This window comes from Pseudomonas sp. 3296, from assembly GCF_031456615.1.
GTDB classification, from domain to species: domain Bacteria; phylum Pseudomonadota; class Gammaproteobacteria; order Pseudomonadales; family Pseudomonadaceae; genus Aquipseudomonas; species Aquipseudomonas mucoides.
Genome location: NZ_JAVDUY010000009.1, coordinates 11,602 through 32,488 on the forward strand (window position 1 = coordinate 11,602; position 20,887 = coordinate 32,488).

Annotated in this window: 19 protein-coding genes; 15 read left to right on the plus strand and 4 right to left on the minus strand. The window is 62.2% G+C overall.

Going from position 1 to position 20,887, the window contains the following annotated elements; translation table 11 throughout:
* The first annotated feature begins 101 nt into the window (after positions 1–101).
* The 14 genes from J2X66_RS23810 to J2X66_RS23875 all read left to right on the plus strand — a co-directional run bounded on the left by J2X66_RS23810 (position 102) and on the right by J2X66_RS23875 (position 14,628).
* Positions 102–1,034 carry a 4-hydroxyproline epimerase gene (locus tag J2X66_RS23810; protein WP_310269350.1) on the plus strand — a complete coding sequence of 311 codons (933 nt, stop codon included), beginning with the start codon at positions 102–104 and terminating at the stop codon, positions 1,032–1,034.
* Positions 1,031–2,146 carry an FAD-dependent oxidoreductase gene (locus J2X66_RS23815; protein WP_310269352.1) on the plus strand — a complete coding sequence of 372 codons (1,116 nt, stop codon included), beginning with the start codon at positions 1,031–1,033 and terminating at the stop codon, positions 2,144–2,146. Before J2X66_RS23810 ends, J2X66_RS23815 begins: the two co-directional genes overlap by 4 nt.
* Positions 2,139–2,375: a (2Fe-2S)-binding protein gene (locus tag J2X66_RS23820; RefSeq protein ID WP_310269356.1), complete on the plus strand. Its 237-nt coding sequence runs from the start codon at positions 2,139–2,141 to the stop codon at positions 2,373–2,375. Before J2X66_RS23815 ends, J2X66_RS23820 begins: the two co-directional genes overlap by 8 nt.
* A complete protein-coding gene (locus J2X66_RS23825; RefSeq protein WP_310269359.1) occupies positions 2,372–3,628 on the plus strand; it encodes an FAD/NAD(P)-binding oxidoreductase in 1,257 nt (418 codons plus the stop codon). Before J2X66_RS23820 ends, J2X66_RS23825 begins: the two co-directional genes overlap by 4 nt.
* A 74-nt stretch (positions 3,629–3,702) precedes the next feature.
* Positions 3,703–4,452, plus strand: coding sequence for an AraC family transcriptional regulator (locus J2X66_RS23830; RefSeq protein ID WP_310269362.1), 750 nt, complete (start codon positions 3,703–3,705; stop codon positions 4,450–4,452).
* A 232-nt stretch (positions 4,453–4,684) separates the two neighbouring features.
* Complete coding sequence (locus tag J2X66_RS23835; RefSeq protein ID WP_310269365.1) at positions 4,685–5,503, plus strand: transporter substrate-binding domain-containing protein; 819 nt, start codon at positions 4,685–4,687, stop codon at positions 5,501–5,503.
* A 10-nt stretch (positions 5,504–5,513) separates the two neighbouring features.
* A complete protein-coding gene (locus J2X66_RS23840; RefSeq protein WP_310269368.1) occupies positions 5,514–7,289 on the plus strand; it encodes an aconitase family protein in 1,776 nt (591 codons plus the stop codon).
* Complete coding sequence (locus J2X66_RS23845; RefSeq protein ID WP_027924789.1) at positions 7,282–7,947, plus strand: amino acid ABC transporter permease; 666 nt, start codon at positions 7,282–7,284, stop codon at positions 7,945–7,947. Before J2X66_RS23840 ends, J2X66_RS23845 begins: the two co-directional genes overlap by 8 nt.
* Before the next feature lie 10 nt (positions 7,948–7,957).
* The gene (locus J2X66_RS23850) at positions 7,958–8,608 is read left to right on the plus strand and encodes an amino acid ABC transporter permease (protein ID WP_027924790.1); all 651 of its coding nucleotides are present in this window, start codon (positions 7,958–7,960) and stop codon (positions 8,606–8,608) included.
* On the plus strand, positions 8,601–9,323 hold the full coding sequence (locus tag J2X66_RS23855) for an amino acid ABC transporter ATP-binding protein (RefSeq protein WP_027924791.1): 723 nt from the start codon (positions 8,601–8,603) through the stop codon (positions 9,321–9,323). The genes J2X66_RS23850 and J2X66_RS23855 overlap by 8 nt, the downstream gene beginning before the upstream one ends.
* Before the next feature lie 117 nt (positions 9,324–9,440).
* Entirely contained in the window at positions 9,441–10,469 is a 1,029-nt protein-coding gene (locus tag J2X66_RS23860) for a trans-3-hydroxy-L-proline dehydratase (RefSeq protein ID WP_310269374.1), read from the plus strand.
* A 118-nt stretch (positions 10,470–10,587) separates the two neighbouring features.
* Positions 10,588–11,505, plus strand: coding sequence for a dihydrodipicolinate synthase family protein (locus J2X66_RS23865; protein WP_027924793.1), 918 nt, complete (start codon positions 10,588–10,590; stop codon positions 11,503–11,505).
* A 70-nt stretch (positions 11,506–11,575) separates the two neighbouring features.
* Complete coding sequence (abaF, locus tag J2X66_RS23870; RefSeq protein ID WP_310269379.1) at positions 11,576–12,973, plus strand: fosfomycin efflux MFS transporter AbaF; 1,398 nt, start codon at positions 11,576–11,578, stop codon at positions 12,971–12,973.
* A 74-nt stretch (positions 12,974–13,047) separates the two neighbouring features.
* Positions 13,048–14,628, plus strand: coding sequence for an aldehyde dehydrogenase (NADP(+)) (locus J2X66_RS23875; protein WP_310269382.1), 1,581 nt, complete (start codon positions 13,048–13,050; stop codon positions 14,626–14,628).
* A 115-nt stretch (positions 14,629–14,743) separates the two neighbouring features.
* On the opposite strand, the gene J2X66_RS23880 is transcribed toward J2X66_RS23875, so the two are convergent.
* The 4 genes from J2X66_RS23880 to J2X66_RS23895 form a co-directional block, all read right to left on the minus strand.
* Positions 14,744–15,751, minus strand: a complete 1,008-nt coding sequence (locus tag J2X66_RS23880; RefSeq protein ID WP_310269385.1) for an Ldh family oxidoreductase — start codon at positions 15,749–15,751, stop codon at positions 14,744–14,746.
* Positions 15,752–15,904: 153 nt separating this feature from the next.
* Positions 15,905–17,317, minus strand: a complete 1,413-nt coding sequence (locus J2X66_RS23885) for a cytosine permease (protein ID WP_310269388.1) — start codon at positions 17,315–17,317, stop codon at positions 15,905–15,907.
* A 67-nt stretch (positions 17,318–17,384) separates the two neighbouring features.
* Positions 17,385–19,232 carry an amidohydrolase gene (locus J2X66_RS23890; protein ID WP_310269391.1) on the minus strand — a complete coding sequence of 616 codons (1,848 nt, stop codon included), beginning with the start codon at positions 19,230–19,232 and terminating at the stop codon, positions 17,385–17,387.
* Positions 19,233–19,363: 131 nt separating this feature from the next.
* Positions 19,364–20,377 (minus strand): helix-turn-helix transcriptional regulator, encoded by a 1,014-nt coding sequence (locus tag J2X66_RS23895; protein ID WP_310269395.1) that lies wholly within the window; start codon positions 20,375–20,377, stop codon positions 19,364–19,366.
* A 223-nt stretch (positions 20,378–20,600) separates the two neighbouring features.
* Between J2X66_RS23895 and J2X66_RS23900 the strand changes: the two genes are divergently transcribed.
* Positions 20,601–20,864: a DUF2790 domain-containing protein gene (locus J2X66_RS23900; RefSeq protein ID WP_310269398.1), complete on the plus strand. Its 264-nt coding sequence runs from the start codon at positions 20,601–20,603 to the stop codon at positions 20,862–20,864.
* Positions 20,865–20,887 lie beyond the last annotated feature (23 nt).

Below are 20,887 nucleotides of genomic sequence, written 5' to 3' on the forward strand. Positions count from 1 at the left end.
TGTGCCGATTTCGTCATCGGCACAGTTTAAATCCATCAAGCCGCCACCCGACCGCACGGGCCACTCTAGCGTTCACTCAACCGAATGGACGTGGCCCTCCCATGAAACACATCTCCGTCATCGACTCCCACACCGGCGGCGAACCGACGCGTCTGGTGACCGCCGGTTTTCCTGATCTGGGCCGCGGCAGCATGGCTGAACGGCGCAAAATCCTCGCCGAACAGCATGACCCATGGCGTGCAGCGTGCGTGCTCGAACCACGCGGCAGTGATGTATTGGTAGGTGCCTTGCTCTGCGAACCGGTTGACCCGAGCGCCTGTGCCGGGGTGATTTTCTTCAACAACAGCGGTTACCTGGGCATGTGCGGCCACGGCACCATCGGCCTGGTGGCGTCGCTCGCGCACATGGGCAAGATCGGGCCCGGCGTGCACAGTATCGAAACGCCGGTGGGCACGGTCCAGGCCACCCTGCACGACGACCACACGGTCAGCGTGCGCAATGTCCCCGCCTATCGTTATCGCAAAGACTTGACCGTGCAGGTGCCGGGGATCGGTCAGGTGACCGGCGATGTCGCCTGGGGCGGCAACTGGTTCTTCCTGATCGCCGACCATGGCCTACGGGTGGCCGGTGACAACCTTGAGACGCTGACCGCGTACACCTACGCCGTACAGCAAGCGCTGGACACCCAAGGTATTCGCGGTGAAGACGGCGGCCTGATCGATCATGTCGAGCTGTTCGCCGATGACGATCACGCCGACAGCCGTAACTTCGTACTCTGCCCCGGCAAGGCCTACGACCGTTCCCCGTGCGGCACGGGTACCAGCGCCAAACTGGCGTGCATGGCGGCGGATGACAAATTGCAGCCAGGGCAGATCTGGCGTCAGGCCAGTGTGATTGGCAGCGAGTTCGAAGGCTCCTTCGAATGGCAAGGTGAGCGCATTATCCCGACCATTCGTGGCCGCGCGTTTATCAGTGCCGAAGCGCGGCTGATCATCGAACAGGACGACCCATTCGCCTGGGGCATTCGCCCATGATTGAGGGGCGTGTGGCCGATGTGATCGTCATCGGCGCTGGCATCATCGGCGCGGCGTGTGCCCAAGCGCTGGCGCGGCGCGGTTTGCAGGTGCTGGTGCTCGATGCCGGCCTGCACAACGCGACGGCAGCGGGCATGGGCCACTTGCTGGTGCTCGACGACAACCCGGCCGAACTGGCCTTGAGTGATTACTCCCTGCAACGCTGGCGTGAGCACGGGCCGGTCTTGCCCGACGGCTGTGCTTACCGCAACAACGGCACGCTATGGCTGGCCGCCAACCCCGAGGAAATGGCGGTGGCCCAGAGCAAATACCTGAACCTGCAGGCCCAGGGAATCGCCTGTGAGCTGATCGGTGCCGGTGCCTTGCGCCAGCGTGAACCGGAGCTGGCCGAGGGCCTTGAAGGAGGACTGCTGATCAAGGGTGACGGCATTCTGTATGCGCCCGCCACGGCCAACTGGATGCTCGACACCCCGAACATCCGCCAGCGTCGGGCACGTGTCACGGAGGTCGATGGCCATCGGGTACGCCTCGAGGACGGCCATTGGTTGAGTGCCGACGCAGTGGTGCTGGCCAACGGAACTGAGGCCAGTCAACTGTGCCCCGAGTTGCCCATCGAGCCGAAAAAGGGCCACCTGTTGATCACCGACCGCTACCCCGCCACCGTCACCCACACGCTGGTGGAACTGGGCTACGTCACCAGTGCCCACAACGCCAAAGGCCCGTCGGTGGCCTGCAATATTCAACCGCGTCCGACCGGGCAATTGTTCATTGGCGCCTCGCGGCAATTCGGCACGACCGACCCGCAGGTCGAAGGCTGGATGCTCGCGAAAATGCTCAAGCGAGCGGCCGGCTACATGCCGGGGTTGGCCCAACTGAATGGCATCCGCGCGTGGACCGGATTTCGTGCCGCCAGCCCTGACGGCTTGCCGCTGGTGGGTCAGCACCCGCAACGTCAGGGCTTGTGGTTGGCGGTCGGTCATGAAGGATTGGGGGTGACGACCGCGCCTGGCACGGCGGATTTGCTGGTCGCGTTACTGTTCAACGAAACCCCGCCACTGGCCGCGCAACCCTACCTGCCCCAGCGTTTCCTCGGAGAACCTGTGAATGCCTGAATTGATCCTCGACGGTCATGCCCTGACGGTCGCCGACGGTACCAGCGTCGCCGCAGCCCTGGCGTTGGGCGGCAACGGTTGCAGTCGCACCTCGGTCAGCGGACAACGCCGCGCACCGCTGTGCGGCATGGGCATTTGCCAGGAATGCCGGGTGACCATCGACGGTCGCCGTCGCCTCGCGTGCCAGACCCTTTGCCGTGACGGCATGCAGGTGGAGACACAGCCATGAACGAATACGCTGATGTGCTGATCATCGGTGCCGGCCCCGCGGGCATGGCCGCCGCACTGGCCGCAGCCCCCAGTGGCGCACGCATTGTCATGCTCGACGACAATCCGTTGGCAGGCGGGCAAATCTGGCGCGACGGCCCTCAAGCCAGCCTTCCCGCTCAGGCCCGTCAGCTGCGTGAGCGCTTGCAATCCCACGGCAACATCCGCCATCACAACGGCACCCGGGTGATCGCCAATCCCGGCCCGAAACAACTGCTGGTCGAAGACGACGAAAACGGCTGGCTGATCAGCTACGACAAATTGATCCTGTGCACCGGCGCCCGCGAGTTGCTGCTGCCCTTCCCCGGCTGGACGTTGCCTGGGGTGACCGGGGCCGGGGGGTTGCAGGCACTGATCAAATCCGGACTGTCAGTGCGCGATGAACGCGTGGTGATCGCCGGAAGCGGGCCTCTATTATTGGCCAGCGCGGCGACCACCACAAAACACGGAGCTTCGGTGCTGCGCATCGCCGAGCAAGCTTCGTTACTGTCGGTCGCCGGTTTTGCCGCGCAACTGCCGCGCTGGCCGGCGAAATGGCGGCAATCATTCAGCCTGTTCAACCGTCATTACCGTGCAGGTACTCACGTGCTGGCTGCGCTTGGCACCGACCGACTCGAAGGCGTGCGCCTGCAACAGCAAGGCAAAATCATTGAACTGGCATGTGATCGGCTGGCCTGTGGGTTCGGTCTGATCCCGAACATCCAATTGGGTCAGGCACTGGGTTACGCCATCGAAGGACAGGCGCTGGCGGTGGATGTGTGGCAGGCCAGCACCCGTGCCGATCATTACGCAGCGGGCGAATGCACCGGGTTCGGCGGCAGTGAACTGGCCTTGGCCGAGGGTGCGATTGCCGGGCACAGCGCCGTGGGTGATCTGGATCAGGCCCGCCAATGGTGGCCACGCCGGGCACGCTGGCAGGGTTTCGCCAAGGCGTTGAATCAGGCCTTCGCCCTCGACCCGCAACTCAAGTCCCTAGCCCGACCCGACACCCTGGTCTGCCGCTGTGAAGACGTGCCCTACGCAGCCCTCACCGAACACCGCGACTGGCGCTCGGCCAAACTCGCCAGCCGCTGCGGCATGGGCGCCTGCCAAGGTCGTGTGTGTGGCGCCGCGGCTGAGCATTTGTTTGGCTGGCAACCTTCAGCGTCGCGCCCACCGTACAGCCCGGCGCGGATCGAGACATTGATGTGCCTGGACGACACCCCGCCCGTGTGATGAACATGACTGGGGTTTCGGTCGTGCGGCCGAGCCTCTATGATCCGGAGGTCGCCCTCGGACCTCCCAGCGCTATGTACCCCTCACTCACCACGTTCAAACCCTGCGATCTGCCGACGCTGTTAAGCAACCTTCAGCCGATCGCGCCGCTGCTCGATACCCTGTCGGACGTGGTGTTTTTCATCAAGGATCGCGACGCCCGCTACGCCTTCGTCAACCAGACGCTGGCGCGGCGTTGCGGTTTTAAACACAGCGATCAACTGCTCGGGCTCACCGCCGACAAGGTGTTCCCGGAACACTTCGGGCCGCTGTACACCGAGCAGGATCGACGGGTGTTATCCAGCGGCCGGATGCTCGCCGACCAACTGGAATTGCACCTGTATTTCGGCAACCAGCCGATCTGGTGCCTGACCCACAAACTGGCCCTTCACGACGAACAGGGTCACATCGTCGGCCTCGCCGGTATCTCCCGGGATTTGCCAACGCCCCAGTCCACTCACCCGGCGTACCTGAAGCTCGCCGCCGTGGATGCACATATCCGCAACCACTTCGCGCGACCCATCAGCCTCTCTGAGTTGACGGCGATTGGCGGCTATTCCGTCGCGCAACTGGAGCGTCACTGCAAGCGAGTGTTCCAGCTCACACCGCGGCAGATGATTCACAAAGCGCGCCTGGAAGAAGGTTCTCGCCTGTTACTGAGCACCGATTTGCCCATCACCGAAATCGCCCTGCGCTGCGGTTACACCGACCACAGTGCGTTCAGTCGGCAGTTCCGCGCACTGACCCGTTTGTCGCCGAGCCAGTACCGCGACAATCAGCGTTAAGCCCGTCACCGGTGTTCCCTAAAGGGGCGCCCGCACCAGCATTGCTCCGATCTGTAACACCGGAACGCAGGTCGCCGGCGCTGTGTTTCCTCACTGCAAACCTTCTACTTCAAGGGCTGACGCTAAATTCACGGTGCTGACTGGAAATCGGCACGTTGATTGCTATTGTTAATATCGTATACGAAATCCTCAATACGATATCTCAACAGCACTTCACACGAACGAGGCCTCTATGAAAAACCCTGCATTTGCCGTAGCCCTCAGCGCTGTTCTCAGTACCTCCTTTGTCGCCAGCGCCCAAGCGGACAAGCTCGACGACATCATCGGTTCGGGCAAGCTGCGCTGTGCCGTGACCCTGGACTTCCCACCGATGGGTTTCCGCGATGCCAGTAACAACCCGGCCGGTTTCGATGTGGATTATTGCCACGACCTGGCGAAGATCCTCGGGGTCGAGGCTGAAGTGGTCGAGACGCCGTTCCCGGATCGTATTCCGGCACTGGTCTCCGGGCGCGCCGACGTGATCGTCGCCTCCACCTCCGACACCCTCGAACGGGCCAAGACCGTCGGCCTCACCGTGCCCTACTTCGCGTTCCAAATGGTGGTGCTGACCCGCGACGATACCGGCATCAACGATTTCAAAGACCTCAAGGGCAAACCCGTGGGCAACACCAGCGGCACCTATGAGGCCATCGCTCTGGAGAAAGACGTGAAGAACTGGGGCACCGGCAGCTTCCGCGCCTACCAGTCGCAGAACGACACCCTGCTCGCCGTCGCCCAAGGCCACATCGACGCCACCGTGGTCACCAACACCGTGGCTGCCGCCACCCTCAAATCGGGTAAATACAAAAACCTGAAAGTCGCCGGTAATGCTCCGTACGTGATCGACTACGTGTCCCTCGGCGCCAAGCGCAGCGAGTACGGCCTGCTCAACTACCTCGACCTGTTCGTCAACCAACAGGTGCGCACCGGTCGTTATAACGAGCTGTTCGTCAAATGGGTCGGCACCGATATTTCGCCGGCCGACCTGACCGTCCCAAAGGTCTACTACTAAGGTGTCCGGCATGCCTGGGTCTGTTTCTCTGACCGGTCGCAGTCTGGTCGCGGGTGCCGCTCAAGGCGCCCTGCTGTTCGCCGATGTCGGGCTGAGTTTCTGGGGCGGCGTTGATTCCGCCAGTGGTGAGGTCATCGATCGCCACCACCCGCTCAGCGGCGAATATCTGTCGGGGTGTGTGCTGGCGATTCCCAGCGGACGCGGCTCTTGCACCGGCAGCAGTGTGTTGATGGAACTGATCAGCAACGGCCATGCACCCGCGGCACTGGTGCTGGCCGAACCGGATGAGATCCTGACCCTGGGCGTGCTGGTCGCGCAGACCATTTTTGCCCGTTCCCTGCCGGTGCTGTGCATCGGCCGGGAGGCCTTCGCAACGTTGCGCGATCACCCTTTCGCCAGGGTGGATGGCGACACGCTGAACCTGTTCGAAAACCTGCCCGGCGATGCCCGGCAGGCACTCGAAAAACCGTTGTCCACCGACAGCCGTGCTTCAATCGAGCTCACCGGGTTTGATCAGGCCTTGCTCGACGGCCAGCACGGTCAAGCCGCGCAAATGGCCATGCACATCGTGCTGCGCATGGCCGAGCTGCAAGGGGCGCGAAGCCTGGTGGATGTCACCCAGGCGCACATCGATGGCTGCATCTACACCGGGCCTGCAAGCCTGCGCTTTGCCCAACAGTTAGTGGAATGGGGGGCCAAAGTGCGGGTGCCCACCACCCTCAATTCGATTTCCGTGGACCAGCGTCGCTGGCGCGAATTGGGCATCGACCCGGCGCTCGGCGAGCCGGCCAGTGCCTTGGGCGATGCCTATATGGCAATGGGCGCGCAACTGAGCTTCACCTGCGCGCCGTACCTGCTCGACAGTGCGCCCAAGGCCGGCGAGCAGATTGTCTGGGCCGAATCCAATGCCGTGGTGTACGCCAACAGTGTGCTCGGTGCGCGCACTCTGAAGTACCCGGACTACCTCGACATTTGCATCGCCCTCACCGGCCGTGCCCCGCTGATCGGCTGCCACCTGGACGCGCAACGCAAGGCGCGGTTGCAGATCGAGTTGCCGGTGCTCGGTGAACTGGACGATGCGTTTTACCCGTTGCTCGGTTATCACATCGGTGCGCTGGCCGGCAGCCGCGTGCCGTTGGTGCTGGGTCTGGAAAATCGCCAGCCGAGCCTGGACGATCTCAAGGCGTTCGGCGCCGCGTTTGCCACCACCTCGGCGGCGCCGCTGTTTCATATCGCCGGGGTTACACCGGAGGCCATTGACCCTTTACAGGTGCTGGAAGCAGATGCGTCCATCCCCGTGGAAAAAATCCGCCTGAAAGACTTGCTGGTGAGTTGGCGCGAGCTCAACAGTGCCCGCAATCACCACGTGGATGTGGTGTCGCTGGGCAACCCGCATTTTTCCCTCAGCGAGTTCGCGCATCTGGCGCGGCTGTGCCGAGGTCGGCACAAACACCCGGACGTCGTCCTCGCCATCACCTGCGGCCGAGCGGTGCTGGAGCAGGCCCGCGAGGCCGGGCATATCGCGGTGATCGAGGCCTTCGGCGCCACGCTGGTCACCGACACCTGCTGGTGCATGCTCGGCGAGCCGGTGATTCCACCCGCCGCCACCACGCTGATGACCAACTCGGGCAAGTACGCCCACTACGCACCCGGACTGGTGGGTCGCAAGGTGCATTTCGCCAGCCTTGCCGAGTGCGTCGATACCGCGTGCACCGCCATCGCCAGCGCACGCCTGCCAGCCTGGCTGCAACCCGCCGCCCAATTGGAGAGCCCTGCGCATGTTTGACTACACCTTCCAATGGCGCTCTGCCCTGCGCGCCTTGCCGGACATGCTCGCCGGCGCAGTGGTCACGTTCGAGACCGCAGCCCTGTCGATGATCTTCGGCGTGCTCATCGCCCTGGCCCTGACGGTCATGCGCGAAAGCAAACAGCCACTGCTGCGCGGCATCGGCAACGGCTGGGTATCGATTGCCCGCAACACGCCGTCGCTGTTCCAGATCTACATCCTGTACTTCGGCCTTGGCTCGCTGGGCATGCACGTCAGTTCATGGCTCGCGCTGCTGGCCGGGATCACGTTCAACAACGCCGGCTACCTCGCGGAAAACTTTCGCGGCGGGCTCAAGGCCGTGCCTCAAACCCAAGTGCGCGCGGCACGGTCACTGGGCATGAGCGCCTTTCAGACCTATCGCATGATCATCGTCCCGCAACTGCTGCGCATCGTGTTCTACCCGCTGACCAACCAAATGGTCTGGGCGGTGCTGATGACGTCGCTGGGGGTGATCGTCGGGCTGAACAATGACCTGACCGGGGTGACCCAGGACTACAACGTCAAAACATTCCGCACCTTCGAATACTTCGCGATTGCGGCGGTGCTGTATTACGCGATTGCCAAGACGATCGTCGCGACGGCCCGGCTGATGGCCTGGCGGTTGTTCCGTTACTGAGGAGCTGTCCATGTTTGCCACCGGTTTTTCCTCGAATGACCTGATGTTCCTGCTCAATGGCGCCTGGGTCACGCTGCAATTGACGTTCTGGTCGATCATCCTCGGCTCCATCGCCGGGCTGTTGTTCGGCTTGTTGCGGGCGTTGTTGCCACGGGCCAGTTTGCCGCTCGCCTGGGTGCTGGACGTGTTTCGCAGCGTGCCGTTGTTGATTCAGTTCGTGCTGTTCAACTCACTCAAAAGCATCGTCGGCCTGAACATCAGCGCCTTCAGCGTCGGCTGTATCGTGCTCGGCGTGTACACCGCCGCGTACTTCACCGAGATCGTGCGCGGCGGCGTGTTGGCGGTGCCGTTCACGGTACGCCGGGCCAGCCGCTCACTGGGCCTGAGTTTCTTGCAGGACCTGCGCTGGATCGTCCTGCCGATGGCCACGCGCGTCGCCTTCCCCGGCTGGCTGAACCTGGTGCTCGGGGTGATGAAAGACACCGCGCTGGTGATGTGGATCGGCATCGTCGAACTGCTTCGCGCTTCACAAACCATCGTCACCCGCATCCAGGAGCCGTTGTTGGTGCTGTGCATCGCGGGCCTTATCTACTACGTCATGAGCCTGGTGGTTGCACGCCTCGGCGCTCGTCTGGAAAGAAGGTGGCAGGAAAATGATTGAGATCGACAACGTACACAAATCGTTCGGCAACCTCGAAGTGGTCAAGGGCGTGAACCTGACCGTGAACAAGGGCGAGGTGGTGTCGATCATTGGCGGCTCCGGCTCCGGGAAATCCACGCTGCTGATGTGCATCAACGGCCTGGAGCCGATCCAGAAAGGCAACATCCGCGTCGACGGTGTCGAAGTCCATGACAGCGCCACCGACCTTAACCGTCTGCGGCAGAAAATCGGCATCGTGTTCCAGCAATGGAATGCCTTTCCGCACCTGACAGTGCTGGAAAACGTCATGTTGGCGCCGCGCAAAGTGCTGGGCAAAAGCAAGGCCGAGGCCGAGGAACTGGCGGTGCAACAACTGACCCATGTCGGCCTGGGCGACAAGCTCAAGACCTTCCCCGGCAAGCTGTCCGGTGGTCAGCAGCAACGCATGGCCATCGCCCGCGCATTGGCGATGTCACCGGACTACATGCTGTTCGACGAAGCCACTTCCGCCCTCGACCCGCAACTGGTGGGCGAAGTGCTGGACACCATGCGCATGCTCGCCGAAGACGGCATGACCATGGTGCTGGTGACCCATGAAATCCGCTTCGCCCGCGATGTGTCCGACCGGGTGGCGTTCTTTCGCAATGGACTGGTGCATGAGATTGGGTCGCCGGATCAGGTGATTGGCAATCCGGTGCATGCGGAAACGGCGGCGTTTCTTAAATCGGTGAAGTAATTGATGGCCCCATCGCGAGCCGGCTCACTCCTACAGTAGATCTGAGTTGAACGCTGAACCCTGTAGGAGTGAGCCTGCTCGCGATGAGACCCCGACAGACACAACAAGGAGCAATCCATGCGCTCATCAAAAATAATCCACGTCGTCAGCTGCCACGCCGAAGGCGAAGTCGGTGACGTGATCGTCGGCGGCGTCGCCCCTCCACCCGGCGCCACCGTGTGGGAACAATCACGCTGGATCGCCAGGGACGAAACCCTGCGCAACTTCGTGCTCAACGAACCGCGCGGCGGCGTGTTTCGCCACGTCAACCTGCTGGTGCCGGCCAAGGACCCGCGGGCGCAGATGGCCTGGATCATCATGGAACCGGCGGACACCCCGCCGATGTCCGGTTCCAACTCACTGTGCGTGGCCACGGTGTTGCTCGACAGCGGCATCCTGCCGATGACCGAGCCGCAAACCCGGCTGGTGCTGGAAGCCCCCGGCGGGCTGATCGAGGCCGTCGCCGATTGCCGTGACGGCAAGGTTGAACGGGTGGAAATCAAAAACGTACCTTCCTTCGCCGACCGCCTGGACGCCTGGATTGAAGTCGAGGGCATCGGTTCATTGAAGGTCGATACCGCCTACGGTGGCGACAGTTTCGTGATTGCCGACGCCAAGGGGCTGGGCTTTTCCATCCGACCCGACGAGGCCGCCGATCTGGTCGCGGTCGGGCTGAAAATCACCCGCGCCGCCAACGAACAATTGGGCTTCGTGCATCCGCTGAATCCGGAGTGGTCGCATATTTCCTTCTGCCAGATTGCGGCACCCATCGTCCATGAGAACGGCATTGCCACCGGCGCCAACGCGGTGGTGATTCAACCCGGCAAAATCGACCGTTCCCCTACCGGCACTGGCTGCTCGGCGCGCATGGCCGTGATGCACGCAAAGGGCTTGATGCAGGTGGGCGAACGGTTTATCGGTCGTTCGATCATCGGTTCCGAGTTCCACTGCCGCATTGATTCGCTGACCGAAGTGGCCGGCCGCGCGGCCATCTACCCATGCATTTCCGGGCGGGCCTGGATCACCGGTACTCACCAATTGCTGCTCGATCCGAGCGATCCATGGCCGCAGGGCTATCGCTTGTCCGATACCTGGCCGGGAGCTTAATCCCGAACACCCGGACCAACGGCTACAAAATCCCCTGAAAAAGCCGAAATAGCACTGGCCGAATCTTTTCATTTTAAATATCGTATACGAAATACAATTAACGACCCGGAGGCAACAAATGAGCAAGCGTATTAACTGGAGTGGCGTCTTCCCCGCGGTGACCACTCAATTCAACGATGACTTCACCATCAACCTGGACAAGACCCACCAGGTGATTTCCAACGTGATCCGCGATGGCGTGTCGGGCCTGGTGGTGTGTGGTTCGGTGGGTGAAAACACCTCGTTGACCGCCGAAGAAAAAATCGCCGTCACCGAAGTCGCGGTCGATGCCTCTCGCGGCCGGGTGCCGGTGATTTGTGGCGTGGCCGAATTCACCAGCGTGCAAGCGGCCAAAGTGGCCAACGCCGTGCGCAAGGTGGGCGTCGATGGCGTGATGCTGATGCCGGCGCTGGTCTACAGCTCCAAGCCGTTTGAAACCGCCGAGCACTACCGCTACGTGGCCAAGCATGCCGACGTACCGTTGATGGTCTACAACAACCCGCCGATCTACAAAAACGACGTCACTCCGGACATCCTGATTTCCCTGGCCGACTGCGACAACGTGGTGTGCTTCAAGGATTCCTCCGGTGATACCCGCCGTTTCATCGACGTGCGCAATGAAGTCGGCGACCGCTTCGTGTTGTTCGCGGGGCTCGACGACGTGGTGCTGGAAAGCATCGCCGTGGGCGCCGAAGGCTGGGTCTCGGGCATGTCCAACGTGTTCCCGAAAGAAGGTGAAACCATTTTCCGTCTGGCCAAGGCCGGGCGTTTTGCCGAAGCCATGCCGATCTACGAATGGCTGATGCCGATCCTGCACCTGGATGCCCGTGCCGACCTGGTGCAGTGCATCAAACTGTGTGAGGCCATTGCCGGTCGCGGCAGCGCGCTGACCCGTCCGCCACGCCTGGCCTTGCCGGACGAAGATCGCCTGTTCGTCGAACAGATCATGGCCAAAGCCCTGGCGAACCGTCCGCAGCTGCCGGACGTCGGTCTCTGAGTGAGTGCCGGGCGGGCCTTGGAGGCCCGGCCCGGCTGCCTGTTTTTGCGCCTCTACAGGAAACGTCAGCATGCCCAATCATCAAGACACTCAACGCGCAACCACGCCCTCCGGACTCAAGCGCGTCGTGGCCGCCGCCATGGCCGGTACGGTCGCCGAGTGGTATGAATTCTTTCTCTACGGTACGGCCTCGGCCCTGGTCTTCGGCCAACTGTTCTTCCGCCAGACCGACAGCCCCGTCGACGGCATCATCGCCGCGTTCGCGCTGTACGCCGTGGGCTTTCTCGCCCGCCCGCTGGGGGGGCTGGTGTTCGGTCACTACGGTGACAAATTCGGCCGCAAGCGCCTGCTGCAACTGAGCCTGGTGGTGGTCGGCATCACCACGTTCCTGATGGGTTGCCTGCCCGGATTCGACCAGATCGGGTACGCGGCGCCGGTGTTGCTGGTGCTGTTGCGGCTGATTCAGGGGTTCGCCTTTGGTGGTGAATGGGGTGGCGCGATTCTGCTGGTGTCCGAACACTGCCCGGACAATCGCCGGGGCTTCTGGGCCAGTTGGCCGCAAGCCGGTGTGCCAGCCGGGAATCTGGTCGCGACCGTCGCCCTGCTGCTGTTGTCGTCGAACCTGTCGGAGCAACAATTTCTCGCCTGGGGCTGGCGCGTGGCGTTCTGGTTCTCGGCGGTCGTGGTGTTGATCGGCTACTGGATTCGCACCAGCGTCGATGACGCACCGATCTTCAAGGAAGCCCAGGCGCGTCAGGCTCACACCAAGCAACAACAATTGGGCGTGGTGGAGGTGCTGCGTCACCACTGGCGTTCGGTGCTGGTGGGTATTGGCGCGCGCTTTGCCGAAAACATCCTCTACTACACCGTGGTGACGTTCTCCATCACCTACCTCAAGCTGGTGGTGCACAAGGACACTTCAGAGATTCTGTTTCTGATGTTCGGCGCTCACTTGCTGCACTTCTTCATGATCCCGTTGATGGGGTATCTGTCGGACATCGTCGGGCGCAAACCGGTGTATCTGGTCGGCGCGGTGCTTACGGCATTTTGGGGCTTCGTCGGCTTCCCGATGATGGACACCGGCAACAACTGGCTGATCATGGCGGCCATTACCCTGGGCCTGGCCATCGAGTCGATGACCTACGCACCGTACTCGGCGCTGATGGCCGAGATGTTCCCGACTCACGTGCGCTACACCGCCCTCTCGCTGTGCTACCAGGTGGCACCGATTTTCGCCGGTTCCCTTGCACCGCTGATCGCGATCACGTTGCTCAACAAGTACCACAGCTCGACGCCGATCGCCTGGTACCTGGTCGGTGCCTCGCTGATCTCTGTCATTGCCGTCGGGCTGACCCGGGAAACCCGCGGCAAGTCGCTGCACGCGGTGGATGCCGAGTCCGCTGCGCGCATTGCCTCACTGGATAACGCCGCCCCCGCGACCCCGCGTCGAGGCGATTCGCTGGCGTGAACCCAAAACCTGTCGGCGCGTGGCTTGCCCACGCTCACAGGGGATGTATGACCTTTTGCCTGACAGGAGTTTTCATGCCCCAGATCCTCGGCCACAACTACATTGGCGGCACACGCAGTGCCGCCGGCAGCCTCACGTTACACAGCCATGACGCCAGCACCGGCGAGGCGCTGCCCTACGCTTTCGTGCAAGCCACCGAAGGCGAAGTGCACGCCGCCGCTGAGGCCGCTGCCGCTGCATTCCCGGTCTTTCGCACGATGCCAGCGGCACGCCGTGCGGATTTTCTCGAAGCCATCGCCGCACAACTGGATGCGCTGGATGATGAATTCGTCGCCCTGGTCACCCGCGAAACCGCACTGCCTGGCGCACGGATACAGGGGGAACGTGCGCGCACCAGCGGCCAGATGCGCCTGTTCGCCCAAGTCTTGCGACGCGGTGATTTTTACGGCGCACGCATCGACCGCGCCTTGCCCGACCGTCAACCGCTTCCCCGTAGCGACCTGCGTCAGTACAAGATTGGCGTCGGCCCCGTGGCAGTGTTTGGTGCGAGCAACTTTCCGTTGGCGTTCTCCACCGCTGGCGGCGATACCGCAGCAGCCCTGGCCGCCGGTTGCCCGGTGGTGTTCAAGGCCCACAGCGGACACATGGCAACGGCCGAACAAGTGGCCGATGCAATCATCCGCGCCGCCGAACAGACCGGCATGCCCCAGGGTGTGTTCAACATGATCTACGGCGCGGGCGTGGGTGAAGCGCTGGTCAAGCATCCGGCGATCCAGGCCGTCGGGTTCACCGGTTCGCTCAACGGTGGCCGGGCGTTGTGTGACATGGCCGCCGCACGTCCACAACCTATTCCGGTGTTTGCGGAAATGAGCAGCATCAATCCGGTCGTGGTGTTGCCCGAAGCCCTTGATGTTCGCGGCGAGAATATCGCCAATGAACTGGCCGCCTCGGTGGTGCTCGGCTGCGGCCAGTTCTGTACCAATCCGGGATTGGTCATCGGAATGCACTCCGTGCAATTCAGTGCCTTCACTGAGACCCTGACTGCACGACTGGCTGAACAACCGGCGCAAACCATGCTCAACGCCGGCACCCTGCGCAGCTACGAAAAAGGTGTGCAGGCCTTGATTAGTCACCCAGGCGTGACCCACCTGACCGGCCATGAACAACACGGCAATCAGGCGCGCACGCATCTGTTCAAGGCCGACGTGAGTCTGTTGCTTGAAGGTGATCCGTTGCTACAGGAAGAAGTGTTCGGCCCGACCACCCTCCTCGTCGAAGTGGCCGACAAGGCCGAACTGCGCCAAGCGCTGAACAGCTTGCACGGTCAACTCACCGCCACCCTGATTGGCGAACCCCAGGACTTGCATGAACATGCAGAGTTGCTGGCGCTGCTGGAACAAAAGGTCGGCCGGGTGCTGTTCAATGGCTACCCCACCGGCGTCGAAGTGTGTGATGCGATGGTGCATGGCGGCCCCTACCCGGCCACCTCGGATGCCCGTGGCACCTCGGTCGGCAGCCTGGCCATCGAACGTTTCCTGCGCCCGGTGTGCTACCAGAACTGCCCGGACGCGCTGCTGCCCGCCCCACTGAAAAACGCCAACCCACTGGGCATCGCGCGGCTAATCGACGGCAACACCCACCGAAACCCGATCTGAAAAACACCCAAAACCTTGTTGGAGTGAACCTGCTCGCGATAGCGCAGTGTCAGTCAACAGAGATGTTGACTGTGCCGCCGCCATCGCGAGCAAGCTCGCTCCCCCAGTTTTTGAATCAAGCCAGCAATGCCATGAGGTCGTTATACAACGCCTCGGGAATCTGCACGCCCTCCACCAGGCTACGCGCCCGCGCTTCGTATCGGCGTTGAGATGGCAAACGTGCGCCCTGCCCTTCAATCCCCTGGAACAACGCTTCGGCCCTGGCCAGATGCACCTCCGTCGAATCCCCCAAAAAGCGCCGTGGGTCCAGGGCAATGATCAGTTCCCCATGGTACGGCGACGATTTGCTGCCCGCATCGTAGGCCAGGGATTCGGCACTGGTCAGGTCACCGATCAACGGCCCGGCAATCAGCTCCACCATGGCCGCCAGTGCCGAGCCCTTGTGCCCTCCGAATGTCAGCATCGCGCCGCTGTCGAGGACGACGTTGGCATCGGTGCTCGGTTGCCCCTGCGCGTCCACGCCCCAGCCCTCGGGTATCGCTCTGCCGGCACGGCGGTGCAATTCGATGTCGCCACGGGCGATGGCGCTGGTGGCGAAGTCGAACACGAACGGATCATGCCCCTGACGGGGCCAGCCGAAGGCAATGGGGTTGGTGCCGAACACCGGCAAGCACCCACCGGCCGGTGCCACCCAGGCATGACTCGGATTACACGCCAGCGCCACCAGTCCGGCAGCGGTCAATTGCTCGATCTCCACCCACAGCGCCGAGAAATGCACACAGCGATTGATCGCCAGCGCCGCAATCCCGTTGGCTCGGGTTTTCTCCGTCAGCAATGGCAAACCCGCCTGAAACGCCAACTGCGAAAAACCGCCACCGGCATCCACTCTCACAATCGAGGGTGCCTGGTTGATCACCTCGGGTTCAGCAGTGGCCGAGACTTTGCCGGCCCGCAGGGAATTGACGCATCCCAGAACCCGATACAAGCCGTGAGAAGCACAGCCATCGCGCTCGCCGGCCGTCACCGTCGTCGCCACCGCACGCGCATGGGCCTGGTTAAAACCGTTGTGCAACAGGATCGATTCGGCCAACGCATGGGCTTCGATCAGGGTCAGTCGGATCATGGTCATCTCCTTGAACAGACCGGTCAGGGTGGTCTATTCGAGGCGACAGGTCTTGATGGGTTTGCACGGAGGGAGTGACGAAATCAGCACAGATCCTTCAACAGGGACCTAGCGACAGTGCAATGACGAGCCATGCACTGTCGCCCCTGTCGGTCAGGCCTTCGTGCTTCGTGCAACCGGCACTACCACCGCCGATTTCCTCGCCAGCAGGTAGTAAAGAACACCCGGCACCACCAGCCCGACGATCCAGGAAATATCCACGCCACCCAGCTGCGCGACCATCGGCCCGGAGTAGAAATGCGTGTCGACAAAAGGCAGCTGGATCAACACGCCGCAGACATACACGCTGATCCCCAACACGTTCCAGCGACCATAACGACCGGCCGGGTCAGACAAGGCCGGGATGTCATAGCGCTCCTTGTTGATGAAGTAGTAATCCACCAGGTTGATCGCGCTCCACGGGGTGAAGAACGTCAGCAAAAACAGGATGAAGTACTTGAACGAGTTCAAGAACGAATACTGACCCACCAACGCGAGCGTGGTCGATGCCACGACGATCAGCAACACAAACAGCATGCGTTGGCGGGCGGTGATTTCCAGGCGACTGCGGAAACCGCTGATGATGGTCGCCACGCACATGAAGCTGCCATAGGCGTTGAGCGTCGACACGGTGACCTTGCCAAACACCACGCTCAGGTACAGCAACGACGCCATTACCCCGGTACTGCCCAGGCCGACGATGGTGGCCACTTCGTGACCGCGAAAGTTGGCGCCGGCCAACGCCGCAGTGAATACACCCAGCACCATGGACGCCTGGGCGCCGAGCACAGTGCCGAGGCCGACGGCGGTGAAGGTTTTCCAGGACGAGGTTTTGCTCGGCAAGTAGCGCGAGTAGTCGGCCACGTACGGACCAAACGCAATCTGCCAGGACGCCGAGAGCGACACCGCCAGCAGGAAGGTGCTCCAGCCAAAGTGACGGTTTTGCAAGAGCAGGCCGATGTCATTAAGAGTCATCAACCGGGTGAACAGGTAAGCGAAGGCGATAATGCCGAGCACGCTGGCCACACGCCCCACCAGGTGAATCACCCGATAGCCGAAGATCGTCAGGAACGCGATGCACGCAGCGAAAATCAGGATGCCGGCGCTGTCGCTGACGCTGATCAACTGGGCAATCGCCTGCCCCGACAACACCGCGCCGGTGGCGCTGAAACCGAGGTACATCAGGCACACCAACACAATCGGGATCGCCGCGCCGTAGACCCCGAACTGCACACGGCTGGAGATCATCTGCGGCAGACCCAGTTTCGGGCCCTGGGCCGCGTGCAAGGCAACGACCGCACCGCCGAGCAACTGGCCGATCAGCAAGCCGATCAATGACCAGAACACATCCCCGCCCAACACCACGGCCAACGCCCCGGTGACGATTGCGGTGATTTGCAGGTTAGCGCCGAGCCAAAGGGTGAACTGGCTGTAGAGGCTGCCATGACGCTCGGCCTCGGGGATGAAATCGATCGAGCGGGTCTCGATCAGGGGACTTCGTTGTTGATTATCGTGGGGCTGGGTCATTATTTTTATTCTCTTCAAAAGTAGAAGGCATTCACACATTTCAAGGTGGGAGCGTTTTAGGGGGCGGTTATTTTTGTTGTTCGGTCATCGCCACGTGGCCTACGAATGGCGCCTTGGCCCACACGATCTTGCCCCCCACTACGGTCATCAACACGCTGTTGCGGGCCAGTTCTTCCTCGGGCACCTGCATGAAGTTTTTATCCAGCACGATCAGGTCCGCAAACTTGCCCACCTCGACCGAGCCGACGACGTTCTCCAGTTTCAGTTGCTCGGCGGCGTTGACGGTGATGGTGCGCAGCACTTCGGCACGGGACAGCGCCGGGGCGGCATTCAGGCGACCGGCGTATTTGGGGCCATAGCTGTGCGGGTTGGTCGGATCACCGGAACGGGTGACACCGACTTTCAGCGCCAGGAACTCATCAAGCGGATCAACCGGCCAGTCGCTGCCATAAGCCACGCGACCACCCGCACGGGCGATGCTGCCCGAAGGCTCCATACGCGCAAATCGAGTAGGCCCGAGGTGATCGCTGGTGCCGTCGACCGTCGACGGCGCTTGTTGTGCCCACTGGAAGGACATGTTGGCGGTCACGTCGAGGGCCTTGAAACGTCCATAGTCGGCGGGGTCCACGGACTCGTTGTGGGTGATGGCCGGGCGGAAGCCATTGCCGGGCAATTGCTGACGCACGTATTCGATGCCGTCGAGTGAGTCACGCACGGCGCGGTCGCCGGTGGCGTGCAGGTGCGGGTCGAGGCCGGCCTGCACGGCTTGCAACAGCAGCGGCTTGAGCACTTGCGGGGGGAAATACAGTTCGCCGACGTTCTTGCCCGGCGCCCATTTCGGTGCCTTCTCGGTGCCGGCGTTGTGCAGGTATGGCGTCAACATCGCACCGGTGTCCGCCGGCGCATTGATGATGCCGTCCATGAACAATTTGACGTGACGCATGCTCACACCCGGCGCGACTTTAGCGTCGCCCTGATCGTAGGTCGCGGCCATCGCCTTGGCCTCGGCGATGGTTTTCGCCGGGTCGGCTGCGGCGGCGGCCGGGTCCAGTTTGATCGCCAGCAAGGCCCGGGCGGTCAGTTCACCCGACTGCTGCAAGGTGGTGAAGGCTTTGCCGTTCTCCGGCCCCGACAAGGCATCGAAGAAACTGGTGATGCCTTGCTGGCGCATGGCGTCGAGCGCGGCGCGGGTCTGGTTGAGTTTTTCCGCGTCGGTGGCCGGCGGCACCACAGCGGCCATCGTGTCGGCCGCGCCGTCTTCGCAGATGCCGGTGAGGTTGCCGGCACTGTCGCGCACGTACTTGCCATCCCCGGGATTGGCGGTGTTTTTGTTGATGCCGGCGATGGCCAGGCCGCGCGAATTGACTAGCACGGTGTGGAAATCGGTGGAGCGAACCTGAATCGGCCGGTGGGTCTTGAGGCCGTCCAGCGTCGATTTGTCCGGGTCGCCGTCGAGGCCGTCCATGCCCATCCGGTCCCAGCTGCCGACTTCCAGCCAGACATCAGGCCCCTTGCCTTTGTCGGCATCCAGGCACGCCTGAATGGTGGTCTGGAACTCCTTGCGGGTCATGGTCTGGTATTTCAGGTCGCACAAGGTCATGGCGCGGCCGCCGTCACCGGGGTGCATGTGCGCGTCGATAAAGCCCGGCATCAGCATGCGCCCCGCCAGATCAATCAACTGCGTTTGCTTGCCGATGTACGAGGCAGCCCCTTCGTCGTTGCCGACATAGACAATCTTCCCGCCCGTGACGGCAATTGCCTGCTGCACCGAGTTCTGGCCATCGACGGTGTAGACATAACCGTTGCGCATGACCATGTCTGCCGGGGTCGAAACCTGGGTCTGGCACCCCACCAGCACCAGACCGGAAAATGCCGTGGTTGCCGCAATGGCGACAAAAAGCCTGGAGAATTTCAACTGCCTCACCTCTGTTTTTATAGTTTTGGAAGAGGCCCGAACAGCCTGCGCGCAAGCCCCTGATATGCAAGGCATACCCTAGCGTGCGCGGGCGTTGGATGGACCTCCACAAATGAGGAGGGGGCGGTGATTCAGAGGGCTTCGCGGCGGGTTGCCTGTGCAGACAAGACAGCGCCCAGCTCGACTTTGCTTTTCACGCCGAGCTGCAAATAGCAGTTGCGCAGATAAGTGCGCACCGTTGCAGGGCTCAAGCCCAGGATTTTGGCGATCTCTTTATACGAGTGACCGGCCGCGAACAGCATCGCCGCCGTCCGTTCCCGTGGCGCCAGCACCACGCCGCGCGACTGTGTTTCGAGGGACAGAATGACGTGTTTGGCATTTGGGCTGAGGGTCAATGCGCAGCGTCCCAGGCGCATGACACTCGGCGCTTTCGGCAATTGGGCGATCACTTGCGCTGGCAGCATCGACCCGCTCCACCCCGGCACTTCACGCTGAATGGCCGCACACAGGCTGGCGCCGACGTACAGCAGCGTGCCGTCCATGCGCGCCACGCCAAAGTCGCTGGCGCCGTTACCGGTGTCGATGCGAATCATGTCTTGCACCTGGAAACGCCAGAGCTGCAACAGGTGGTCGCAGAACGCCGAAAACAACGCGGCCTCGCTGTCGTTGAAGCCTGACCCGTTCTCGCCGCGATACAGGCAGACAAAAAACATCAAACCGCTTTCGGGCAACTCGAAGGTGATGCAGATCACATGGTAGAGGTCATGACGGCGAGCGAATGCATCGACCTCTTCATGGGGATCGGTGAAGCCGCTGTCGCGCACCACTGCGCCGGGTTGGCTCAACGTGTCATGGGAGAACCGGTCGCTGCCCGCGCTCTTGTGCCATTCGGTGGCAAACGATTCGGGCAGGTCGATGCGCCCGTGCATCCAGCTTTTCGGTGCCACTTGGGCGTCGGACGTGGACATCTCGCCCCACCATGCTGACGCAAACGGCACCAGCGGGCGGAAGGCTTGCAGCCCGTCTTCGATGAATTGCGAGGCGCCGCGCTCCCGAGCCAGTCGCCCGAGGTGCAACACGCATTGATTGAAGGCCTTCAGCGTCGCCATCGACGGTGTGCCGCCGACCTCACTCCCCTCCTCCATCATCTTGATCCTGTTGGCTGCCTGGCATTTTTTCGACCATGCCACACGGCCAGCGATGGCGTCCACAAGCCCTGCATTCATGCGCAAAACGGCAACAGTGTTTGTCCTTCCGACCGCTGTTTGAGGCCTGGGCAACCCCCTAGCATCGTTCCTGCCCGGTGAGCATTTACCAACAGCTCCCAAGGTAGAAAACCAACCCTCCTCAAACGATACGGTGAATGCCATGAAACTTTCGAAATTCGCGCTTGTGCTGATACTTGCCAGTCTTGGCGCCCCCGCCTTCGCTGACGATAGTTCTGCAACGGCCAACACCCCGGTTGAAACCTACACCTACGACACCCACCTCGACATTAAACGCGTCATCAGCGTGTCAAACGTCGGCGATGAGTGTGGCCCGGTACCGGCGCAAATGACCTACGAAGACTCCCGCGGTCAACAGCACGTCCTGCAATATCAAGTCATGGGCAGCGGCTGTTCCAACAGTTGAGTAGCGTGCAGACGGTGGAGGGT